At 42.1% G+C, this 17,468-nt stretch carries 9 protein-coding genes, 11 tRNA genes and 3 rRNA genes; all 23 read left to right on the top strand.

Annotated elements, in window-relative coordinates; all coding sequences use genetic code 11:
• Positions 1 to 54 precede the first annotated feature (54 nt).
• The 23 genes from CD003_RS16095 to CD003_RS15985 all read left to right on the top strand — a co-directional run bounded on the left by CD003_RS16095 (position 55) and on the right by CD003_RS15985 (position 17,408).
• Positions 55 to 1,606: ribosomal RNA gene (locus CD003_RS16095) — 16S ribosomal RNA — on the top strand.
• Positions 1,607 to 1,956: 350 nt separating this feature from the next.
• A 23S ribosomal RNA gene (locus CD003_RS16090) occupies positions 1,957 to 4,896 on the top strand.
• Between the two features lie 153 nt (positions 4,897 to 5,049).
• Positions 5,050 to 5,165, top strand: a 5S ribosomal RNA gene (gene rrf / locus CD003_RS16085).
• The 16S, 23S and 5S rRNA genes sit together here with 11 tRNA genes alongside, the layout of an rRNA operon.
• Before the next feature lie 48 nt (positions 5,166 to 5,213).
• Positions 5,214 to 5,288: transfer RNA gene (locus tag CD003_RS16080), tRNA-Asn, on the top strand.
• Between the two features lies 1 nt (position 5,289).
• Positions 5,290 to 5,365 (top strand) — tRNA-Thr (locus tag CD003_RS16075).
• A 158-nt stretch (positions 5,366 to 5,523) separates the two neighbouring features.
• Positions 5,524 to 5,598 (top strand) — tRNA-Glu (locus CD003_RS16070).
• A gap of 3 nt (positions 5,599 to 5,601) precedes the next feature.
• Positions 5,602 to 5,677: transfer RNA gene (locus CD003_RS16065), tRNA-Val, on the top strand.
• Positions 5,678 to 5,683: 6 nt separating this feature from the next.
• A tRNA-Thr gene (locus CD003_RS16060) sits at positions 5,684 to 5,759 on the top strand.
• Between the two features lie 59 nt (positions 5,760 to 5,818).
• Positions 5,819 to 5,902 (top strand) — tRNA-Tyr (locus CD003_RS16055).
• A gap of 17 nt (positions 5,903 to 5,919) precedes the next feature.
• Positions 5,920 to 5,994, top strand: a tRNA-Gln gene (locus CD003_RS16050).
• Between the two features lie 182 nt (positions 5,995 to 6,176).
• A tRNA-Lys gene (locus tag CD003_RS16045) sits at positions 6,177 to 6,252 on the top strand.
• A gap of 10 nt (positions 6,253 to 6,262) precedes the next feature.
• Positions 6,263 to 6,337, top strand: a tRNA-Gly gene (locus CD003_RS16040).
• 63 nt (positions 6,338 to 6,400) lie between these two features.
• Positions 6,401 to 6,474 (top strand) — tRNA-Gly (locus CD003_RS16035).
• Between the two features lie 9 nt (positions 6,475 to 6,483).
• A tRNA-Ala gene (locus CD003_RS16030) sits at positions 6,484 to 6,559 on the top strand.
• Between the two features lie 268 nt (positions 6,560 to 6,827).
• Positions 6,828 to 7,391 carry an RNA polymerase sigma factor SigW gene (gene sigW / locus CD003_RS16025; RefSeq protein ID WP_096202068.1) on the top strand — a complete coding sequence of 188 codons (564 nt, stop codon included), beginning with the start codon at positions 6,828 to 6,830 and terminating at the stop codon, positions 7,389 to 7,391.
• Positions 7,392 to 7,409: 18 nt separating this feature from the next.
• A complete protein-coding gene (locus CD003_RS16020; protein ID WP_096202373.1) occupies positions 7,410 to 8,048 on the top strand; it encodes an anti-sigma factor family protein in 639 nt (212 codons plus the stop codon).
• Positions 8,049 to 8,202: 154 nt separating this feature from the next.
• Positions 8,203 to 9,024 (top strand): diadenylate cyclase CdaA, encoded by an 822-nt coding sequence (cdaA, locus tag CD003_RS16015; RefSeq protein WP_096202067.1) that lies wholly within the window; start codon positions 8,203 to 8,205, stop codon positions 9,022 to 9,024.
• The gene (locus CD003_RS16010) at positions 9,017 to 10,258 is read left to right on the top strand and encodes a CdaR family protein (protein WP_096202066.1); all 1,242 of its coding nucleotides are present in this window, start codon (positions 9,017 to 9,019) and stop codon (positions 10,256 to 10,258) included. Before cdaA ends, CD003_RS16010 begins: the two co-directional genes overlap by 8 nt.
• Positions 10,259 to 10,308: 50 nt before the next feature.
• Positions 10,309 to 11,658 carry a phosphoglucosamine mutase gene (gene glmM / locus CD003_RS16005; protein ID WP_096202065.1) on the top strand — a complete coding sequence of 450 codons (1,350 nt, stop codon included), beginning with the start codon at positions 10,309 to 10,311 and terminating at the stop codon, positions 11,656 to 11,658.
• 556 nt (positions 11,659 to 12,214) lie between these two features.
• Positions 12,215 to 14,017, top strand: a complete 1,803-nt coding sequence (glmS, locus tag CD003_RS16000; RefSeq protein WP_096202064.1) for a glutamine--fructose-6-phosphate transaminase (isomerizing) — start codon at positions 12,215 to 12,217, stop codon at positions 14,015 to 14,017.
• A gap of 820 nt (positions 14,018 to 14,837) precedes the next feature.
• Positions 14,838 to 15,113, top strand: a complete 276-nt coding sequence (locus CD003_RS15995; protein ID WP_071310846.1) for a hypothetical protein — start codon at positions 14,838 to 14,840, stop codon at positions 15,111 to 15,113.
• Positions 15,114 to 15,420: 307 nt separating this feature from the next.
• The gene (locus CD003_RS15990) at positions 15,421 to 16,881 is read left to right on the top strand and encodes an IS1182 family transposase (protein ID WP_096202063.1); all 1,461 of its coding nucleotides are present in this window, start codon (positions 15,421 to 15,423) and stop codon (positions 16,879 to 16,881) included.
• Positions 16,882 to 17,012: 131 nt separating this feature from the next.
• Positions 17,013 to 17,408, top strand: a complete 396-nt coding sequence (locus CD003_RS15985; protein WP_096202062.1) for a DUF4030 domain-containing protein — start codon at positions 17,013 to 17,015, stop codon at positions 17,406 to 17,408.
• The last annotated feature ends 60 nt before the right edge of the window (positions 17,409 to 17,468 follow it).

Genomic DNA, 17,468 nt, shown 5'->3' with positions numbered 1-17,468 from the left:
CGATTTTTTAAAATCGAAACGTCACGTTTGTGACAGTGAGCTTATATCACACTTTCTACGGAGAGTTTGATCCTGGCTCAGGACGAACGCTGGCGGCGTGCCTAATACATGCAAGTCGAGCGGACTGAAGGGAGCTTGCTCCCGGACGTTAGCGGCGGACGGGTGAGTAACACGTAGGCAACCTGCCTTGTAGACTGGGATAACTTCGGGAAACCGGAGCTAATACCGGATGTTAGATAATTCGCGCATGCGTGTTATCTTAAAGTTGGCCTCGGCTAACACTACAAGATGGGCCTGCGGCGCATTAGCTAGTTGGTAAGGTAGTGGCTTACCAAGGCGACGATGCGTAGCCGACCTGAGAGGGTGATCGGCCACACTGGGACTGAGACACGGCCCAGACTCCTACGGGAGGCAGCAGTAGGGAATCTTCCGCAATGGACGAAAGTCTGACGGAGCAACGCCGCGTGAGCGATGAAGGCCTTCGGGTCGTAAAGCTCTGTTGTTAGGGAAGAACAAGTGCCGTTCAAATAGGGCGGCACCTTGACGGTACCTAACCAGAAAGCCACGGCTAACTACGTGCCAGCAGCCGCGGTAATACGTAGGTGGCAAGCGTTGTCCGGAATTATTGGGCGTAAAGCGCGCGCAGGCGGTCTTTTAAGTCTGATGTGAAAGCCCACGGCTCAACCGTGGAGGGTCATTGGAAACTGGGAGACTTGAGTACAGAAGAGGAGAGTGGAATTCCACGTGTAGCGGTGAAATGCGTAGATATGTGGAGGAACACCAGTGGCGAAGGCGACTCTCTGGTCTGTAACTGACGCTGAGGCGCGAAAGCGTGGGGAGCAAACAGGATTAGATACCCTGGTAGTCCACGCCGTAAACGATGAGTGCTAGGTGTTAGGGGTTTCGATGCCCTTAGTGCCGAAGTTAACACATTAAGCACTCCGCCTGGGGAGTACGGCCGCAAGGCTGAAACTCAAAGGAATTGACGGGGGCCCGCACAAGCGGTGGAGCATGTGGTTTAATTCGAAGCAACGCGAAGAACCTTACCAGGTCTTGACATCCTTTGACCACCCTAGAGATAGGGCTTTCCCCTTCGGGGGACAAAGTGACAGGTGGTGCATGGTTGTCGTCAGCTCGTGTCGTGAGATGTTGGGTTAAGTCCCGCAACGAGCGCAACCCTTGATCTTAGTTGCCAGCATTCAGTTGGGCACTCTAAGGTGACTGCCGGTGACAAACCGGAGGAAGGTGGGGATGACGTCAAATCATCATGCCCCTTATGACCTGGGCTACACACGTGCTACAATGGATGGTACAAAGGGCAGCGAAACCGCGAGGTTGAGCCAATCCCATAAAGCCATTCTCAGTTCGGATTGTAGGCTGCAACTCGCCTACATGAAGCCGGAATCGCTAGTAATCGCGGATCAGCATGCCGCGGTGAATACGTTCCCGGGCCTTGTACACACCGCCCGTCACACCACGAGAGTTTGTAACACCCGAAGTCGGTGGGGTAACCTTTTGGAGCCAGCCGCCTAAGGTGGGACAGATGATTGGGGTGAAGTCGTAACAAGGTAGCCGTATCGGAAGGTGCGGCTGGATCACCTCCTTTCTATGGAGTATTTAACTCTAGTCGACGGACTTCACATTATGTGTTGTTCGACGCTTCGGACTTTTGTCGTTCAGTTTTGAGAGAATAAATCTCTCAACAAATACATTTGCTCCTGCGATTACTCGTCGCAAGGCAGCAAAGAAGCTACTCAATGTAGTAGCCTTGTTCTTTGAAAACTAGATAGTGATTTATATATGCAACTAGTATAATTTGATCGTTTATCGATTGAGTTTTACTTGAGAAGTCAAGAATTCATTTAAGTGTAATCGCCTTAGCGATTACACGCTGACGAACCTTTAAGGTTTTAATTAGCAATTCGTAATTTGCAATTAGCAATTATGTTTTGTCATGGTTAAGCTAGAAAGGGCGCACGGTGGATGCCTTGGCACTAGGAGCCGATGAAGGACGGGACGAACACCGATATGCTTCGGGGAGCTGTAAGTAAGCTTTGATCCGGAGATTTCCGAATGGGGGAACCCACCATCCGTAATGGGATGGTACCCATACCTGAATACATAGGGTATGTGGAGGTAGACCTGGGGAACTGAAACATCTAAGTACCCAGAGGAAGAGAAAGCAAATGCGATTTCCTGAGTAGCGGCGAGCGAAACGGAATATAGCCCAAACCAAGAGGCTTGCCTCTTGGGGTTGTAGGACACTCTATACGGAGTAAGAAAGAAACGAAGTAGATGAAGCGACCTGGAAAGGTCCGCGAAACAAGGTAACAGCCCTGTAGTCGAAACTTCGTTTCCTCCAGAGTGGATCCTGAGTACGGCGGGACACGTGAAACCCCGTCGGAATCTGGGAGGACCATCTCCCAAGGCTAAATACTCCCTAGTGACCGATAGTGAACCAGTACCGTGAGGGAAAGGTGAAAAGCACCCCGGGAGGGGAGTGAAACAGATCCTGAAACCGTGTGCCTACAAGTAGTCAGAGCCCATTTACGGGTGATGGCGTGCCTTTTGTAGAATGAACCGGCGAGTTACGATGTCGTGCAAGGTTAAGCAGATAATGCGGAGCCGTAGCGAAAGCGAGTCTGAATAGGGCGATTACAGTACGCCGTCGTAGACCCGAAACCGTGTGATCTACCCATGTCCAGGGTGAAGTTCAGGTAACACTGAATGGAGGCCCGAACCCACGCATGTTGAAAAATGCGGGGATGAGGTGTGGGTAGGGGTGAAATGCCAATCGAACTCGGAGATAGCTGGTTCTCCCCGAAATAGCTTTAGGGCTAGCCTCGAGGTGAGAGTATTGGAGGTAGAGCACTGATTGGACTAGGGGTCCCCACAGGATTACCGAATTCAGTCAAACTCCGAATGCCAAATACTTATCCTCGGGAGTCAGACTGCGAGTGCTAAGATCCGTAGTCAAGAGGGAAACAGCCCAGACCATCAGCTAAGGTCCCAAAGTATACGTTAAGTGGAAAAGGATGTGGAGTTGCACAGACAACCAGGATGTTGGCTTAGAAGCAGCCACCATTTAAAGAGTGCGTAATAGCTCACTGGTCGAGTGACTCTGCGCCGAAAATGTACCGGGGCTAAACGTATCACCGAAGCTATGGATTGACACCTTAGGTGTCAGTGGTAGGGGAGCGTTCTAAGTGCTGCGAAGTCAGACCGAGAGGACTGGTGGAGCGCTTAGAAGTGAGAATGCCGGTATGAGTAGCGAAAAGAGGGGTGAGAATCCCCTCCGTCGAAAGCCCAAGGTTTCCTGAGGAAGGCTCGTCCGCTCAGGGTAAGTCGGGACCTAAGCCGAGGCCGAAAGGCGTAGGCGATGGACAACAGGTTGATATTCCTGTACCACCTCCTCACCGTTTGAGTAATGGGGGGACGCAGTAAGGTAGGGTAAGCGCACTGATGGATATGTGCGTCCAAGCAGTTAGGCTGGTAAGTAGGAAAATCCGCTTATCGTAAAGGCTGAGCTGTGATGGCGAGCGAAATAATAGTAGCGAAGTTCCTGATCCTCCACTGCCAAGAAAAGCCTCTAGCGAGGTGAGAGGTGCCCGTACCGCAAACCGACACAGGTAGGCGAGAAGAGAATTCTAAGACGCTCGGGAGAACTCTCGTTAAGGAACTCGGCAAAATGACCCCGTAACTTCGGGAGAAGGGGTGCTCTGTTAGGGTGCAAGCCCGAGAGAGCCGCAGTGAAAAGATCCAAGCGACTGTTTAGCAAAAACACAGGTCTCTGCGAAGCCGCAAGGCGAAGTATAGGGGCTGACACCTGCCCGGTGCTGGAAGGTTAAGAGGAGAGGTTATCCTTCGGGAGAAGCTTTGAATTGAAGCCCCAGTAAACGGCGGCCGTAACTATAACGGTCCTAAGGTAGCGAAATTCCTTGTCGGGTAAGTTCCGACCCGCACGAATGGTGTAACGACTTGGATACTGTCTCAACGAGAGACCCGGTGAAATTATATTACCTGTGAAGATGCAGGTTACCCGCGACAGGACGGAAAGACCCCATGGAGCTTTACTGTAGCTTGATATTGGATTTTGGTACAGTTTGTACAGGATAGGTAGGAGCCTTGGAAACCGGAGCGCAAGCTTCGGTGGAGGCGTCGGTGGGATACTACCCTGACTGTATTGAAATTCTAACCTAGGACCGTGATCCGGTTCGGGGACAGTGTCAGGTGGGCAGTTTGACTGGGGCGGTCGCCTCCTAAACAGTAACGGAGGCGCCCAAAGGTTCCCTCAGAATGGTTGGAAATCATTCGTAGAGTGCAAAGGCATAAGGGAGCTTGACTGCGAGACCTACAAGTCGAGCAGGGACGAAAGTCGGGCTTAGTGATCCGGTGGTTCCGCATGGAAGGGCCATCGCTCAACGGATAAAAGCTACCCTGGGGATAACAGGCTTATCTCCCCCAAGAGTCCACATCGACGGGGAGGTTTGGCACCTCGATGTCGGCTCATCGCATCCTGGGGCTGAAGTAGGTCCCAAGGGTTGGGCTGTTCGCCCATTAAAGCGGTACGCGAGCTGGGTTCAGAACGTCGTGAGACAGTTCGGTCCCTATCCGTCGCGGGCGTAGGAAATTTGAGAGGAGCTGTCCTTAGTACGAGAGGACCGGGATGGACACACCGCTGGTGTACCAGTTGTTCCGCCAGGAGCATAGCTGGGTAGCTACGTGTGGACGGGATAAGTGCTGAAAGCATCTAAGCATGAAGCCCCCCTCAAGATGAGATTTCCCATTACGTTAAGTAAGTAAGACCCCTTAGAGATGATGAGGTTGATAGGTCTCGGGTGGAAGCATGGTGACATGTGGAGCTGAGAGATACTAATCGGTCGAGGGCTTATCCAATTTTCTAAGGTTGAAATGAATTCGACGACCTGCATATATAACACTATCTAGTTTTGAGAGAACAACTCTCAGCTGAAAGCAATTTCAGCGAAGAAATCTGCTCCTGCGGTTACTCGTCGCAAGTCTTGCGAGGAAGTATCACAGAGTGGTTGACTTAGTGATGATGGCGAAGAGGCCACACCCGTTCCCATGCCGAACACGGAAGTTAAGCTCTTCAGCGCCGATGGTAGTTGGGGGCTTCCCCCTGCGAGAGTAGGACGTTGCTAGGTTTTTTTATTTACAATATTATAAACTTCCTTTAAGTTACTCTTTCTTATTCCACAGTAGCTCAGTGGTAGAGCAATCGGCTGTTAACCGATCGGTCGTAGGTTCGAGTCCTACCTGTGGAGCCATGCTTCCATAGCTCAGTAGGTAGAGCACTTCCATGGTAAGGAAGGGGTCAGCGGTTCGAGTCCGCTTGGAAGCTCCAGAATTGCAGGTAAGACAAATTAATTTCTCTCTTATAAATGAGGGTTTTTTATTTTGAGATTTAGTATTGAATTTCAAAATAAACTATAGAAAAAAAGAGTTGCACACAAATTTATTTTTTAGTATAATATTTTTTGTCAGAGAGACATTATTGACACTGGCCCGTTGGTCAAGCGGTTAAGACACCGCCCTTTCACGGCGGTAACACGGGTTCGAATCCCGTACGGGTCACCATATGGAGGATTAGCTCAGCTGGGAGAGCACCTGCCTTACAAGCAGGGGGTCGGCGGTTCGATCCCGTCATCCTCCACCATAATACGCCGGTGTAGCTCAACTGGTAGAGCAACTGACTTGTAATCAGTAGGTTGGGGGTTCAAGTCCTCTTGCCGGCACCATTTTTTATGCTGTGTTTACAGATAGTATTTCGCTACTTATAGCTATACATAGTAGACCTGGAGGGGTAGCGAAGTGGCTAAACGCGGCGGACTGTAAATCCGCTCCTTAGGGTTCGGCGGTTCGAATCCGTCCCCCTCCACCATTTGATTTATATCATAGTGGGCTATAGCCAAGCGGTAAGGCAACGGACTTTGACTCCGTCATGCGCTGGTTCGAATCCAGCTAGCCCAGCCATTTACTTACTATATAACAGCAAGAGGCATTAGCTGAGTTACGAGCCATACTTCTCAGAAACAACTACGAGTTGTCTCGACGGATGCACCTCGAAGCATTTCTAGAAGAGAAAGAGATTAGGTAAGGCAATGAAGCCAAACATCGTCCGTTTACAACAAGAATTACTTAGTATATAACAGCAAGAGCCATTAGCTCAGTTGGTAGAGCATCTGACTTTTAATCAGAGGGTCGAAGGTTCGAATCCTTCATGGCTCACCATTTTATCTTTGCGGAAGTAGTTCAGTGGTAGAACACCACCTTGCCAAGGTGGGGGTCGCGAGTTCGAATCTCGTCTTCCGCTCCATAAGTTAATTTTAATGGAATAGGCTTTTATTTTATAGATTTATATGTTACAATTATTTTATTAGCGGGTGTAGTTTAGTGGTAAAACCTCAGCCTTCCAAGCTGATGTCGTGAGTTCGATTCTCATCACCCGCTCCAATTTAAGTTGGGGCCTTAGCTCAGCTGGGAGAGCGCCTGCCTTGCACGCAGGAGGTCAGCGGTTCGATCCCGCTAGGCTCCACCATATATTAGACACTTTTACCTTAGATACTGTATCTAAGGTTTTTTTGTGGACTTATGGTTGTTTGCAACTGAACACAATTTGTTGGTGTTCGTCACTGACCTCTTAAAAGATTATTTCGTATTTACATATAGTTTCACCTACTACTAAGTTTGTTAACTTCTCGTATATTATTCGTGTTAATATAAATATAAAATTGTAAATAAAAAGAAACCAAATACGGTTTTATACGTAGAAGTAATAATACCGCAAAATAAGCGGAGGTAACGAGATGGAGAAACTAATTAAGAGATTAATTAAAGAAGTGAAGAGTGGCGATACGGAAGCTTTTGGTGAGTTAGTTGAGATGTATAAGGACAAAGTGTATCAACTATCTTATCGAATGCTTGGGAATATGCACGAAGCACAAGATGTAGCTCAAGAAGCTTTTTTACGAGCATATACAAATATTGATAGATATGATACTAATAGAAAGTTTTCTACTTGGCTCTTTCGAATAGCAACGAACTTAGCAATTGATCGTCTTAGAAAGAGGAAGCCAGACTTTCATTTAGAGGACCCGATTAAAGGTACAGAGGGGATGACAGTTCAATCACAAATTGCATCTACTGAAGAGCTTCCAGATGATCAAGTGGTTAAGGTAGAGATGCAAGAGTGGATACAAGATGAAATCAACCATTTACCGCCTAAATATCGCTCTGCGATTATACTAAAGTACATTGAAGACTTGTCTTTAAAAGAAATCAGCGAGATTTTAGATCTGCCAGTATCGACAGTTAAGACAAGAATTCATCGCGGTCGGGAAACCTTGCGTAAGCGAATGGGCAATGTCTAAGGTGAAAGGGTGATGAACATGGAATACAATAAACGTTTTATTGAGCTTATGCATCGGTATTTAGATGGGGAAACAACTAATGAAGAAAAAGCTGAGTTTTTACATTATATAGAGACAAATGTTTCATGTAAGAAACATTATGAGGAAACGAGAAAAGCAATAGCTTTTGTTCAAAGTGCCTCTCATATAGAGACATCGGCTAACTTTACAAATAATGTCTTGCAACAACTACCAAAGCGTAAGAAGAGAGTGGCCTGGAAGCAATGGATGAGAAACCATCCTCTTGCCGTAGCTGCTTCTATTTTTCTAATACTCATGTCTAGTAGTATTATTTCTGTTTGGAATAGCTCAGAGGAACTAAGTGTGACAGGAAACGGAAACATTCAAATTGACCATGAGAGTGGCAAAGTCATTGTTCCAGAAGGGGAAGTAATTGAAGGAAATTTGGTTGTTCGTAATGGAACATTAGAGTTAAATGGAGAAGTTCGTGGGAATGTGCTTCTCGTAAATAGCGAGAAGTATCTAGCTTCTGCCGGTTCTGTATCTGGAGAAATAGATGAGGTGACCCAAGTATTAGAATGGATTTGGTATCACATTAAGAGCTTCTTCTCTGATGTAACGACCGTGGTAGGTAACGAAAAAGAGAATATAGACTAGTAAGTAAGTTTCGTACATCAGTGGGAAAAAGAGAGGCTCTAGTATTCATTGACGGACTGTATGATGCATACGATAGGTTTTAAAATATGGTATAATGATAAAGCTATAAATATAAAAAAGTAGTTCCTGATGCTAAAGGTTTGGAGGAAGTGCCATGTTTTTGGGAGAAGATTTTCAACTGCTCAATTACTTGGGGCAGATAGTAGATATATTACTTGTTACCTACGTAATATACAAATTAATAATGATTATACGAGGCACAAGAGCTGTTCAGTTATTAAAAGGAATTACCGTTATCCTTGGGATATGGTTTTTAAGTAGCTTTTTTGGTTTGCGTACTCTTGAATGGTTAATGTATCAAACCGTAACTTACGGGTTACTTGCCATTATCATCATCTTTCAGCCGGAGCTGAGAAGGGCGTTGGAACAGTTAGGGAGAGGTCGCCTATTTTCTCGCTCTACTATTCCACAAGAAGAGGAAACGTCGAAATCAATTGAAGCGATTGTAAAGGCTGCTAACTATATGGCCAAGCGTCGTATCGGTGCGTTACTCTCGATTGAACGGGAAACGGGAATGAATGACTACGTAGAGACAGGGATTTCAATGAACTCAGATTTAACATCAGAGTTACTTATCAATGTCTTTATACCAAATACACCATTACATGATGGTGCTGTTATTATAAAAGAAAATAAGATAATGGCTGCAGCTTGTTACTTACCGCTATCAGAGAATCCTTTTATATCAAAGGAGTTAGGGACGAGACACCGTGCAGCACTTGGAATTAGTGAAGTGACTGATTGTATTACTCTAGTTGTATCAGAAGAAACAGGAAATATCTCTCTTACGAAAAATGGAGAGCTTCATCGTGATTTAGATGAAGAGAAGTTACATGAATTGTTGAAAAGAGAGTTAATAACTCAAGTACAAACCTCTTCAGCACGTTGGCAGTGGGGAGGGAAGAAGGATGGATAAGCTATTTACTAGTCCATGGTTTGTAAAGCTAATCTCGTTTTTTATTGCCCTCATGTTATTTTTGATGGTAAACGCTGATAATTTCACAAATCAACCAAGTGTACTTCCGGGAGTTAGTAAAGGCTCACATACGTTAACAGATGTTCCATTAGTCGCTCACTTTGATGAGGACCAATATGTTGTCACTGAGATGACTGAGTCGGTTCAAGTGAATTTAACAGGCCCTCAGGGGGCACTAATTCAGTTCCAGGTGGCGCGACCAAATTATGAGGTATTTGTTGATTTACAGGATAAGGGTCCTGGTGTTCATCATGTAAGCATTCATACTAAAGGCTTCCCTCGTGAACTATCAGTATCCGTCGTTCCTCAATTTGTAAGAGTCGTTTTACAAGAAAAGAAAACAATGACTCTACCGGTAACCGTTGATTTAGTGAACAGTGATGAAGTTGCTGAAGGATATACAGTAGGAACGCCTATTGTTACTCCTGTTACTATAGAAATAACAGCAGCCGAGGAAATTATCGAACAAGTAGCGATTGCAAAAGCATATGTAGATGTACAAGGTGCAGATAGGACAATCGAAAAAGGGGTTCCCGTTAAGGTTTATGACCAAGTGGGGAACGAACTTCATCTAGATATTGAACCAGCGATAGTCGATGTACGTGTTCCAATTACGAGTCCTTATAAAGAGGTACCAGTCAAGGTTAGTAAGCAGGGTGAACCTCCAGAAGGCTTAAGTGTAGAATCGGTGATTTTAGAGCCAAAAGAAGTAACAATTTTTGGTCCAAGAGATGTTATTGGACAGATATCAATTATTGAGGGACTTGAAATAGATTTAAGCACGATTACAGAAAGTCAGACACTTCAGCTTGCTGTCCCAAGACCGAGGGGAGTTGAAAGGGTTGACCCACAGGTAATCAATGTAACAGTCGAGCTTAATAAGGAAGAAACTCTTCTAATAGAAGAAGTACCTGTTGATATTAATGGCTTATCAGAAGGGCTAGAGCTTATCTTTGAAAGTCCAGTTAATCAGCTAGTAAATGTTACGTTGAAAGGTACTACTGCATTATTAGAAAAAGTAAATCCAGAGAATATTCAAGCGTTTATAGATGTAAACGAGCTAGCACTTGGAGAGCATGAGATTGAGATTCAAGTAATCGGACCACAGAACTTATCGTTTGAGTCCTCATCACAAAAAGCAACTGTCATAATAAAAGAACAAAGTAACGAATAGAGTTGAAATTAACATGGATAAACAATGTTCATTGAAGGAGAGATTTTTACATGGGTAAGTATTTTGGGACAGATGGAGTTAGGGGAATAGCTAATACACAGTTAACCCCTGAGCTAGCATTTAAACTAGGACGTATCGGTGGGTATGTCCTAACAAAGGACACAGAAAAACCTAAAGTCCTCATTGGACGTGATACACGTATTTCAGGTGAAATGCTTGAGGGGGCATTAATTGCTGGTCTTCTAAGTGTTGGAGCAGAAGTTATGAGATTAGGTGTGATTTCAACACCAGGTGTGGCTTTCTTAACAAAAGCGTTAAGTGCTCAAGCAGGTGTTATGATATCTGCTTCTCATAATCCAGTAGAGGATAATGGAATTAAGTTCTTTGGTCCGGATGGCTTTAAGCTACTTGATGTACAGGAAAAAGAAATAGAAACATTACTTGATGAGGAAGATACATTACCTCGTCCAGTAGGGGCTGATTTAGGCCAGGTTAATGATTATTTCGAAGGTGGACAAAAATATTTACAGTTTTTAAAACAGACTGTACACGAAGATTTCTCAGGGCTACATATTGCCCTTGACTGTGCACATGGTGCAGCGTCTTCCTTAGCTCCACATTTATTTGCAGATTTAGAAGCAGATATTTCTACAATGGGTACGTCACCAAATGGAGTCAATATTAATGATGGTGTAGGTTCTACTCATCCAGAAGCACTTGCACAATTAGTATTAGATAAGAAAGCGGACTTAGGTCTTGCTTTTGATGGTGATGCGGACAGATTAATTGCAGTGGATGAGAATGGACACATCGTTGATGGTGACCAAATTATGTTCATCTGTGCGAAGTTTATGAAAGAGCAAGGCTGGTTAAAGCATAATACGGTCGTAACTACAGTTATGAGTAACTTAGGCTTCTATAAAGCATTAGAGGCAAATGATGTTGATACAAGACAAACAGGTGTAGGTGACCGTTATGTTATGGAGGAAATGAGAAAAGGTGGCTTCAACCTTGGTGGTGAGCAATCTGGTCATATCATTTTCTTAGACCACATTACGACAGGAGACGGTTTACTTTCTGCGCTTCAGTTAGTTAATATTATGAAGCTTACGAAAAAACCATTGTCTCAGCTTGCAGGAGAGATGGAGAAATTCCCGCAAACGCTAGTAAATATTAAAGTTGTAGATAAAGAAGCAGTTCAAACTAACAATAAAGTAGTAGAGGCTATTGAGGCAGTAGAAAAAGAAATGAATGGCAACGGACGTGTTCTTGTACGTCCATCTGGAACGGAACCACTTGTACGAGTGATGGTGGAAGCAGAGACAGAAGAATTATGTGAGCGCTTTGTAACGTCGATTGCTGACGTAGTGCAAGAAGAGCTTGGATTTAAAGAAGAATAAAAAAAGAGCTAATGCGTAGAGGCACAACAGGTGCCCTCTATGCATATTTTTATTTTATAAGGCTTAACAGATAAACTGCCTCGTATTAAGTGACATTAGTGTTGAGTAATAAAGCTTACTCAATGATGGGTAGCTCCGCACAATAGCAGTGAAGCAATAGACTAATTCTTTGATTGATTTCAATGGTAGTAGTGTATTCACAGGTGGAACTACAAGAATTTGTCACAGTCTACTAGGAACTGGTTCTTTATGGATATTGACCCCTTTTGTCGTATTGTAGTATGATTAACTTTGAGTTTAAAAAGGGAGGAGCGACAGTAGCACGTTATTTATAAGCGCCTGGACTATTTGTTGAAATAGTTGACGAGGAAGGGGAATATCGAAGTTCGGCGGATGCCCCTCGGTTGCAATACCACAACCGAAAGTCTTTGAAAAAACAAAGAGGTGACTCTTTGCACAAAGTCAAAGTCAATGGTGTCATTAAAATCTAAAAAGAGTGGGGGCAAGAGTGCCCCAAAGGAGCCCTTGTCCCCCTAATCTAGGGAGGCTAGCACATATGTGCGGAATTGTAGGATATATTGGAACGGACGATGCAAAAGAAATTTTGTTACGTGGATTAGAACGACTTGAATATCGTGGTTATGACTCAGCTGGGATTGCAGTTGTGAGCGGAGAACAAGTACACCTTTTTAAAGAAAAAGGAAGAATTGCTGATTTACGTAATGTTGTAGACGAGAATGTGGCAGGGACGGCAGGAATAGGTCACACACGTTGGGCAACACATGGAGTTCCTAATAAGATTAATGCTCATCCACATCAAAGTAGCTCTCATCGTTTTACAATTGTTCATAATGGTGTAATCGAGAACTATGAGCAATTAAAGACTGACTATCTACCAGATGTTAAGTTTGAAAGTGATACAGATACAGAGGTTATTGTTCAGCTTGTTGAGAGTTTTCTTGATGAAGGTGTCACGGTTGAAAAGGCTTTTCGACAAACTCTTTCTCTATTAAAAGGCTCATACGCACTAGCGCTACTTGATGAGAAAGACCCAGAGAAAATATATGTAGGTAAAAATAAGAGCCCACTATTAATTGGTCTAAGTGACGGTGTTAATGTAATTGCTAGTGACGCAATGGCAATGCTACAGGTTACAGATACGTTTGTTGAGCTTATGGACCAAGAAATGGTAATTGTATCTCGAGATTCTGTGAAAATCCAAAACTTAGCTGGTGTTGAAGTGACACGTGACTCATTTGTTGCTGAAATTGATGCAAGTGATATAGAAAAAGGCACATACCCACATTATATGTTAAAGGAAATTGATGAGCAGCCACTTGTTATTCGTAACATTATGTCAAAATATAAAGATGAAAATGATGCAATTAAACTAGATGAAGACATTCGTAATGCAATGACAGCAGCAGACCGTATTTATGTGATTGCAGCAGGAACGAGTTATCATGCTGGTTTAGTTGGAAAGCAATTAATTGAAAAGATTGCAGAAAAGCCAGTAGAGGTGCATATTGCGAGTGAATTCTTATACAATATGCCACTACTATCTGAAAACCCACTCTTTATTTTTATTTCACAAAGTGGTGAAACGGCTGATTGTCGTGGAGTGCTTGTGAACGTGAAAGAAAAAGGCTATCCATCGTTAACAATTACGAATGTACCTGGTTCAACTCTTTCACGTGAATCTGATTTTACCCTTCATACGTATGCAGGGCCAGAAATCGCAGTTGCTTCAACTAAAGCATATACAGCTCAAATGGCTGTGCTTACGATACTTGCTGTTGATACAGCAAAGGCAAAAGGATTACCGATTTCATTCCAGCCAATTAAAGAGCTAAGTATCGTAGCAACAGCAATTGAAACGCTATGTGACCAAAAAGAAGTAATTGAAAAAATCTCTCGCGACTTCTTATCTGTTACACGCAATTGTTTCTTCATTGGCCGTTCAGCAGACTATTATGTTTGTTTAGAAGGGGCTCTTAAGTTAAAAGAGATTTCTTATATTCAAGCAGAAGGTTTTGCAGGTGGAGAGTTAAAGCATGGAACAATTGCATTAATTGAAGACGGTACGCCTGTTATCGCACTTGCTACTCATGAGCATGTAAACTTAAGCATTCGTGGAAATGTGAAAGAAGTAGCTGCACGTGGCGCTAATCCTTGTATCATTAGTATGGAAGGGTTAGAGAAAGAAGGAGATGTACTTGTAATTCCAGCGGTTCATGAATACTTCACACCGCTTGTTTCAGTTATCCCTCTACAGCTAATCTCGTACTATGCAGCATTACATCGTGGATGTGACGTTGATAAACCACGTAACCTAGCGAAAAGTGTTACGGTTGAATAGAGGTTAGGTAAGAAGTTTAGTTTTTGTTGAATGACAACAAAGTCGGGTACTGGACAACAAAGTCGGGTACTGAACAACAAAGTTGGGTACTGAACAACAAAGTCAGGTACTGAGATATTGTATTTGATAAAAAGGTTATCCTGTAAGACACGATCTGATTTTTATTGGATCGTGTCTTTTTTTGTATTGTTGAAAGACAAAAAAGTCGGGAATTGAACAAAAAAGTTGGGAACTGACTTTAATTTAAAAAAGGAGTGGGCATAAGCCTAACGGATTCGGTTGATGAGGAGAAAACATTAAATAACAACCTAATTGAGGACATCATTCGCATATGAATGGTGTCCTCTTTTTTATTGTTATATCAATGATTTAACGGGTTTAGTATACTAATTAGCACATCAATACGCATCCAAGTTAACAACACCGCATAAGTTTATGCGGTGTTGTTAAGATCTGTGCTAAACTGGTGCGGAATGGCAACGAATATCCTTATTCAAACTTCAATTCGAGGTATGCTCAAATGGCTATCACAATCCTGCGAATGTATTATAACCTTTGTTTCGCTTATAAATCGAACGGAACAATGGAAACTCCTGCTCATCGGTTAGACTTAACCGAAAAAGTTTTTGATTTAAAGGATATATTATATCTAAGATAGTTCGCTAAACTAAGCGAGCCATTTTTTTTGAAGGTAAATGGAAATTTTATGTTAATATATAGAGAGGGCTTGTGAAGAGTTACACTTAAACTAACGGGCAGTTTAGTGAAATTAGCTGATACAAAGAAAAGTAAGACGACAATAAAAATAAGGGGGCAAATAATGAAAAGAATTGTAATTGGTGGATTTATAATGCTAGGTGGTTTATTAGTTACTTTAACAATTATTTTAGCGGGTTCTATTTACGCAACTAATATAACAGCATGGTCTGGTAAGTCGAAATTATGGCATGCAATTTTTGGAGCAAAGCAATATGGAAATGAAGTTGTACAGTCTTTATTTTTAGGTTTTCCATTTGTTGTAGGAATTCTATTAACTATCTTAGGGTTAATAATCTTAGGACAAGAATATTATAAAACATTTAAGAATGAAGCCTAACCTCTTATTAAACTAACGGGTGCGTTAGCTGAACAAGCAGTCACATGAACTTGTGGCGAACGGGGGCGTTAGTAAAATTACGGGCTGTAAGAGATGCAGCTCGTTTTTTTATACCCGCTTATTGGAAGGTAATGTTAAACTAAAGAGCAGTAATGTTGAATAACGAGATTAAGAAGGACATACCTATAACTAGGAGGGCACTGAAAAAGTCGGAATTTTAAACTTAGGCAGTGGAAAGTTCGAGTTAAGAACTTTCCACTGCCTTTATGCTTTATAATAAGGATATTAATATATAGGTGGTATTCAAATGATTTCAAATCAAGCATCCCTCAACCTTAGTCCATTTATGGAAATTTACGATATCGTTATCCCAAAAGACAATATTCTTCGTCAAATCAATGAACTCGTTGACTTTTCATTCATTTTAGAAGAACTAAAAAATAAATATTGCCTTGATAATGGTCGAAATGCCGTTTCGCCTGTTCGCATGTTTAAGTATTTATTATTAAAATCAATTTTTGACTTATCTGATGTTGATGTAGTAGAGCGATCAAAATATGACATGTCGTTTAAATACTTCTTAGATATGGTACCTGAAGATCCTGTCATTAATCCAAGCTCGTTAACTAAATTTCGTAAACTTCGTCTTCAAGATGCTAGTTTATTAGACATGCTTATTGGGAAGACAGTTGAGATTGCATTGGAAAAAGAAGTCATTAAAAGTAAAACAATTATCGTCGATGCCACACATACAAAAGCACGTTATAACCAAAAATCACCCAAAGAATTTTTACAAGAGAAATCAAAAAATGTAAGAAAAGCCGTGTATCAAATCAATGAATCGATGAAAACTAAATTCCCATCAAAACCTACTTCTAACGAAGTGAAAGAAGAAGTAGATTATTGCAGTGAAATCATTACCATTGTTGAAAAGGAACCACAAATTGCTGCGATTCCAGCTGTGAAGGAAAAGTTAAATGTATTAAAAGAAGTCGTGGAAGATTATACAGAACAGCTTAGCTTTTCAAGTGATCCCGATGCTCGTGTCGGACATAAAACAGCTGATTCTTCTTTTTTTGGTTTTAAAACACATATTGCGATGAGCGATGAACGCATTATTACGGCTGCGATTATCACTACTGGTGAAAAAAGTGATGGGAAATTCCTACAAGAATTAGTCGAAAAAAGTAAAGAAACTGGCATGAAACTAGAAACAGTCGTTGGTGATACAGCGTACTCAGAAAAAGAAAATATTCAATACTTTAATCAAAATGGACTACAATTAGTTGCGAAATTAAATCCTAATATTACACATGGTACTAGAAAAAAAGAGGATGAATTTGTGTTCAATAAAGATGCTGGCATGTATGTATGTAAAGCAGGACATTTAGCTATACGCAAGGCACGTACAGGCAAGAAAGGCATTAATAATAATCAAAAAGACACTTATATGTTTGATATTGAAAAATGTAAAGTATGTCCATTTCGTAATGGATGTTATAAGGAAGGTGCAAAAAGCAAGACGTATTCTGTCACAATCAAATCAACCGAGCATCGCGAACAAGAGGCGTTTCAAAATAGTGAAGAATTTAAAACGTTAGCGAAAGAAAGATATAAAATTGAGGCGAAGAACAGTGAACTCAAACACAGACACGGGTATGATGAAGCATCATCGGCGGGTCTATTTGGCATGGAAATTCAAGGAGCCACAGCCATTTTCGCAGTCAACCTCAAACGAATTCTTACGTTGATTAAAGCAGAAAAGTAACTAACTATGAAAGAAATAGATCACTTCCTGTTCAAAATCGAACAGAAGGTGATCTATTTTTGTTTGAAAAACAATTATTAATTTAAAAACGTAAGTTTTTCAGCAGCCTCATAACTAGGGGGGTGTTCGTTTTGAAAAAAGGTCTTGTAGGTATTGGTTTTGTAGTTTTAGTAGGTATTATTGTAGGTTCGGGCTTATTATTTAATAATTCAGAAGAACCAGTTGCTTCAGCACAAAATGAAGAATTAGATATGAGCGAAGTAAATAAAGAGTTAGCCACTTTGACGATGAATGTTATGCAGTCACTAAATAGTAACTACGAAGGGATTGGAGATATACTAATTGATTATCAAGAGTCACTTACAATTCAAACCTCATTAGATAGCGAGGACTCACACTCGAAACAAATAGCAAAGGATATTCAAAAGAGTGTCGAGGAGGTTTTAGATTCAGAGGAATTAGATTTTATCTCAATTGATTCGTATAAGATTTATGTAGAAAGTAAAGATGGCGAAATTTTAAATTAAGTCTCTGACTAATTGCGTTTCACATTAGAAACGCTTTTTCTTATTCAATTAACGGGTGCT

This window comes from Bacillus sp. FJAT-45350 (genome assembly GCF_002335805.1).
Lineage (GTDB): Bacteria > Bacillota > Bacilli > Bacillales > NISU01 > FJAT-45350.
The sequence above is the reverse complement of the archived record's forward strand: the minus strand, read 5'-3'. Positions and strand labels throughout refer to the sequence as shown.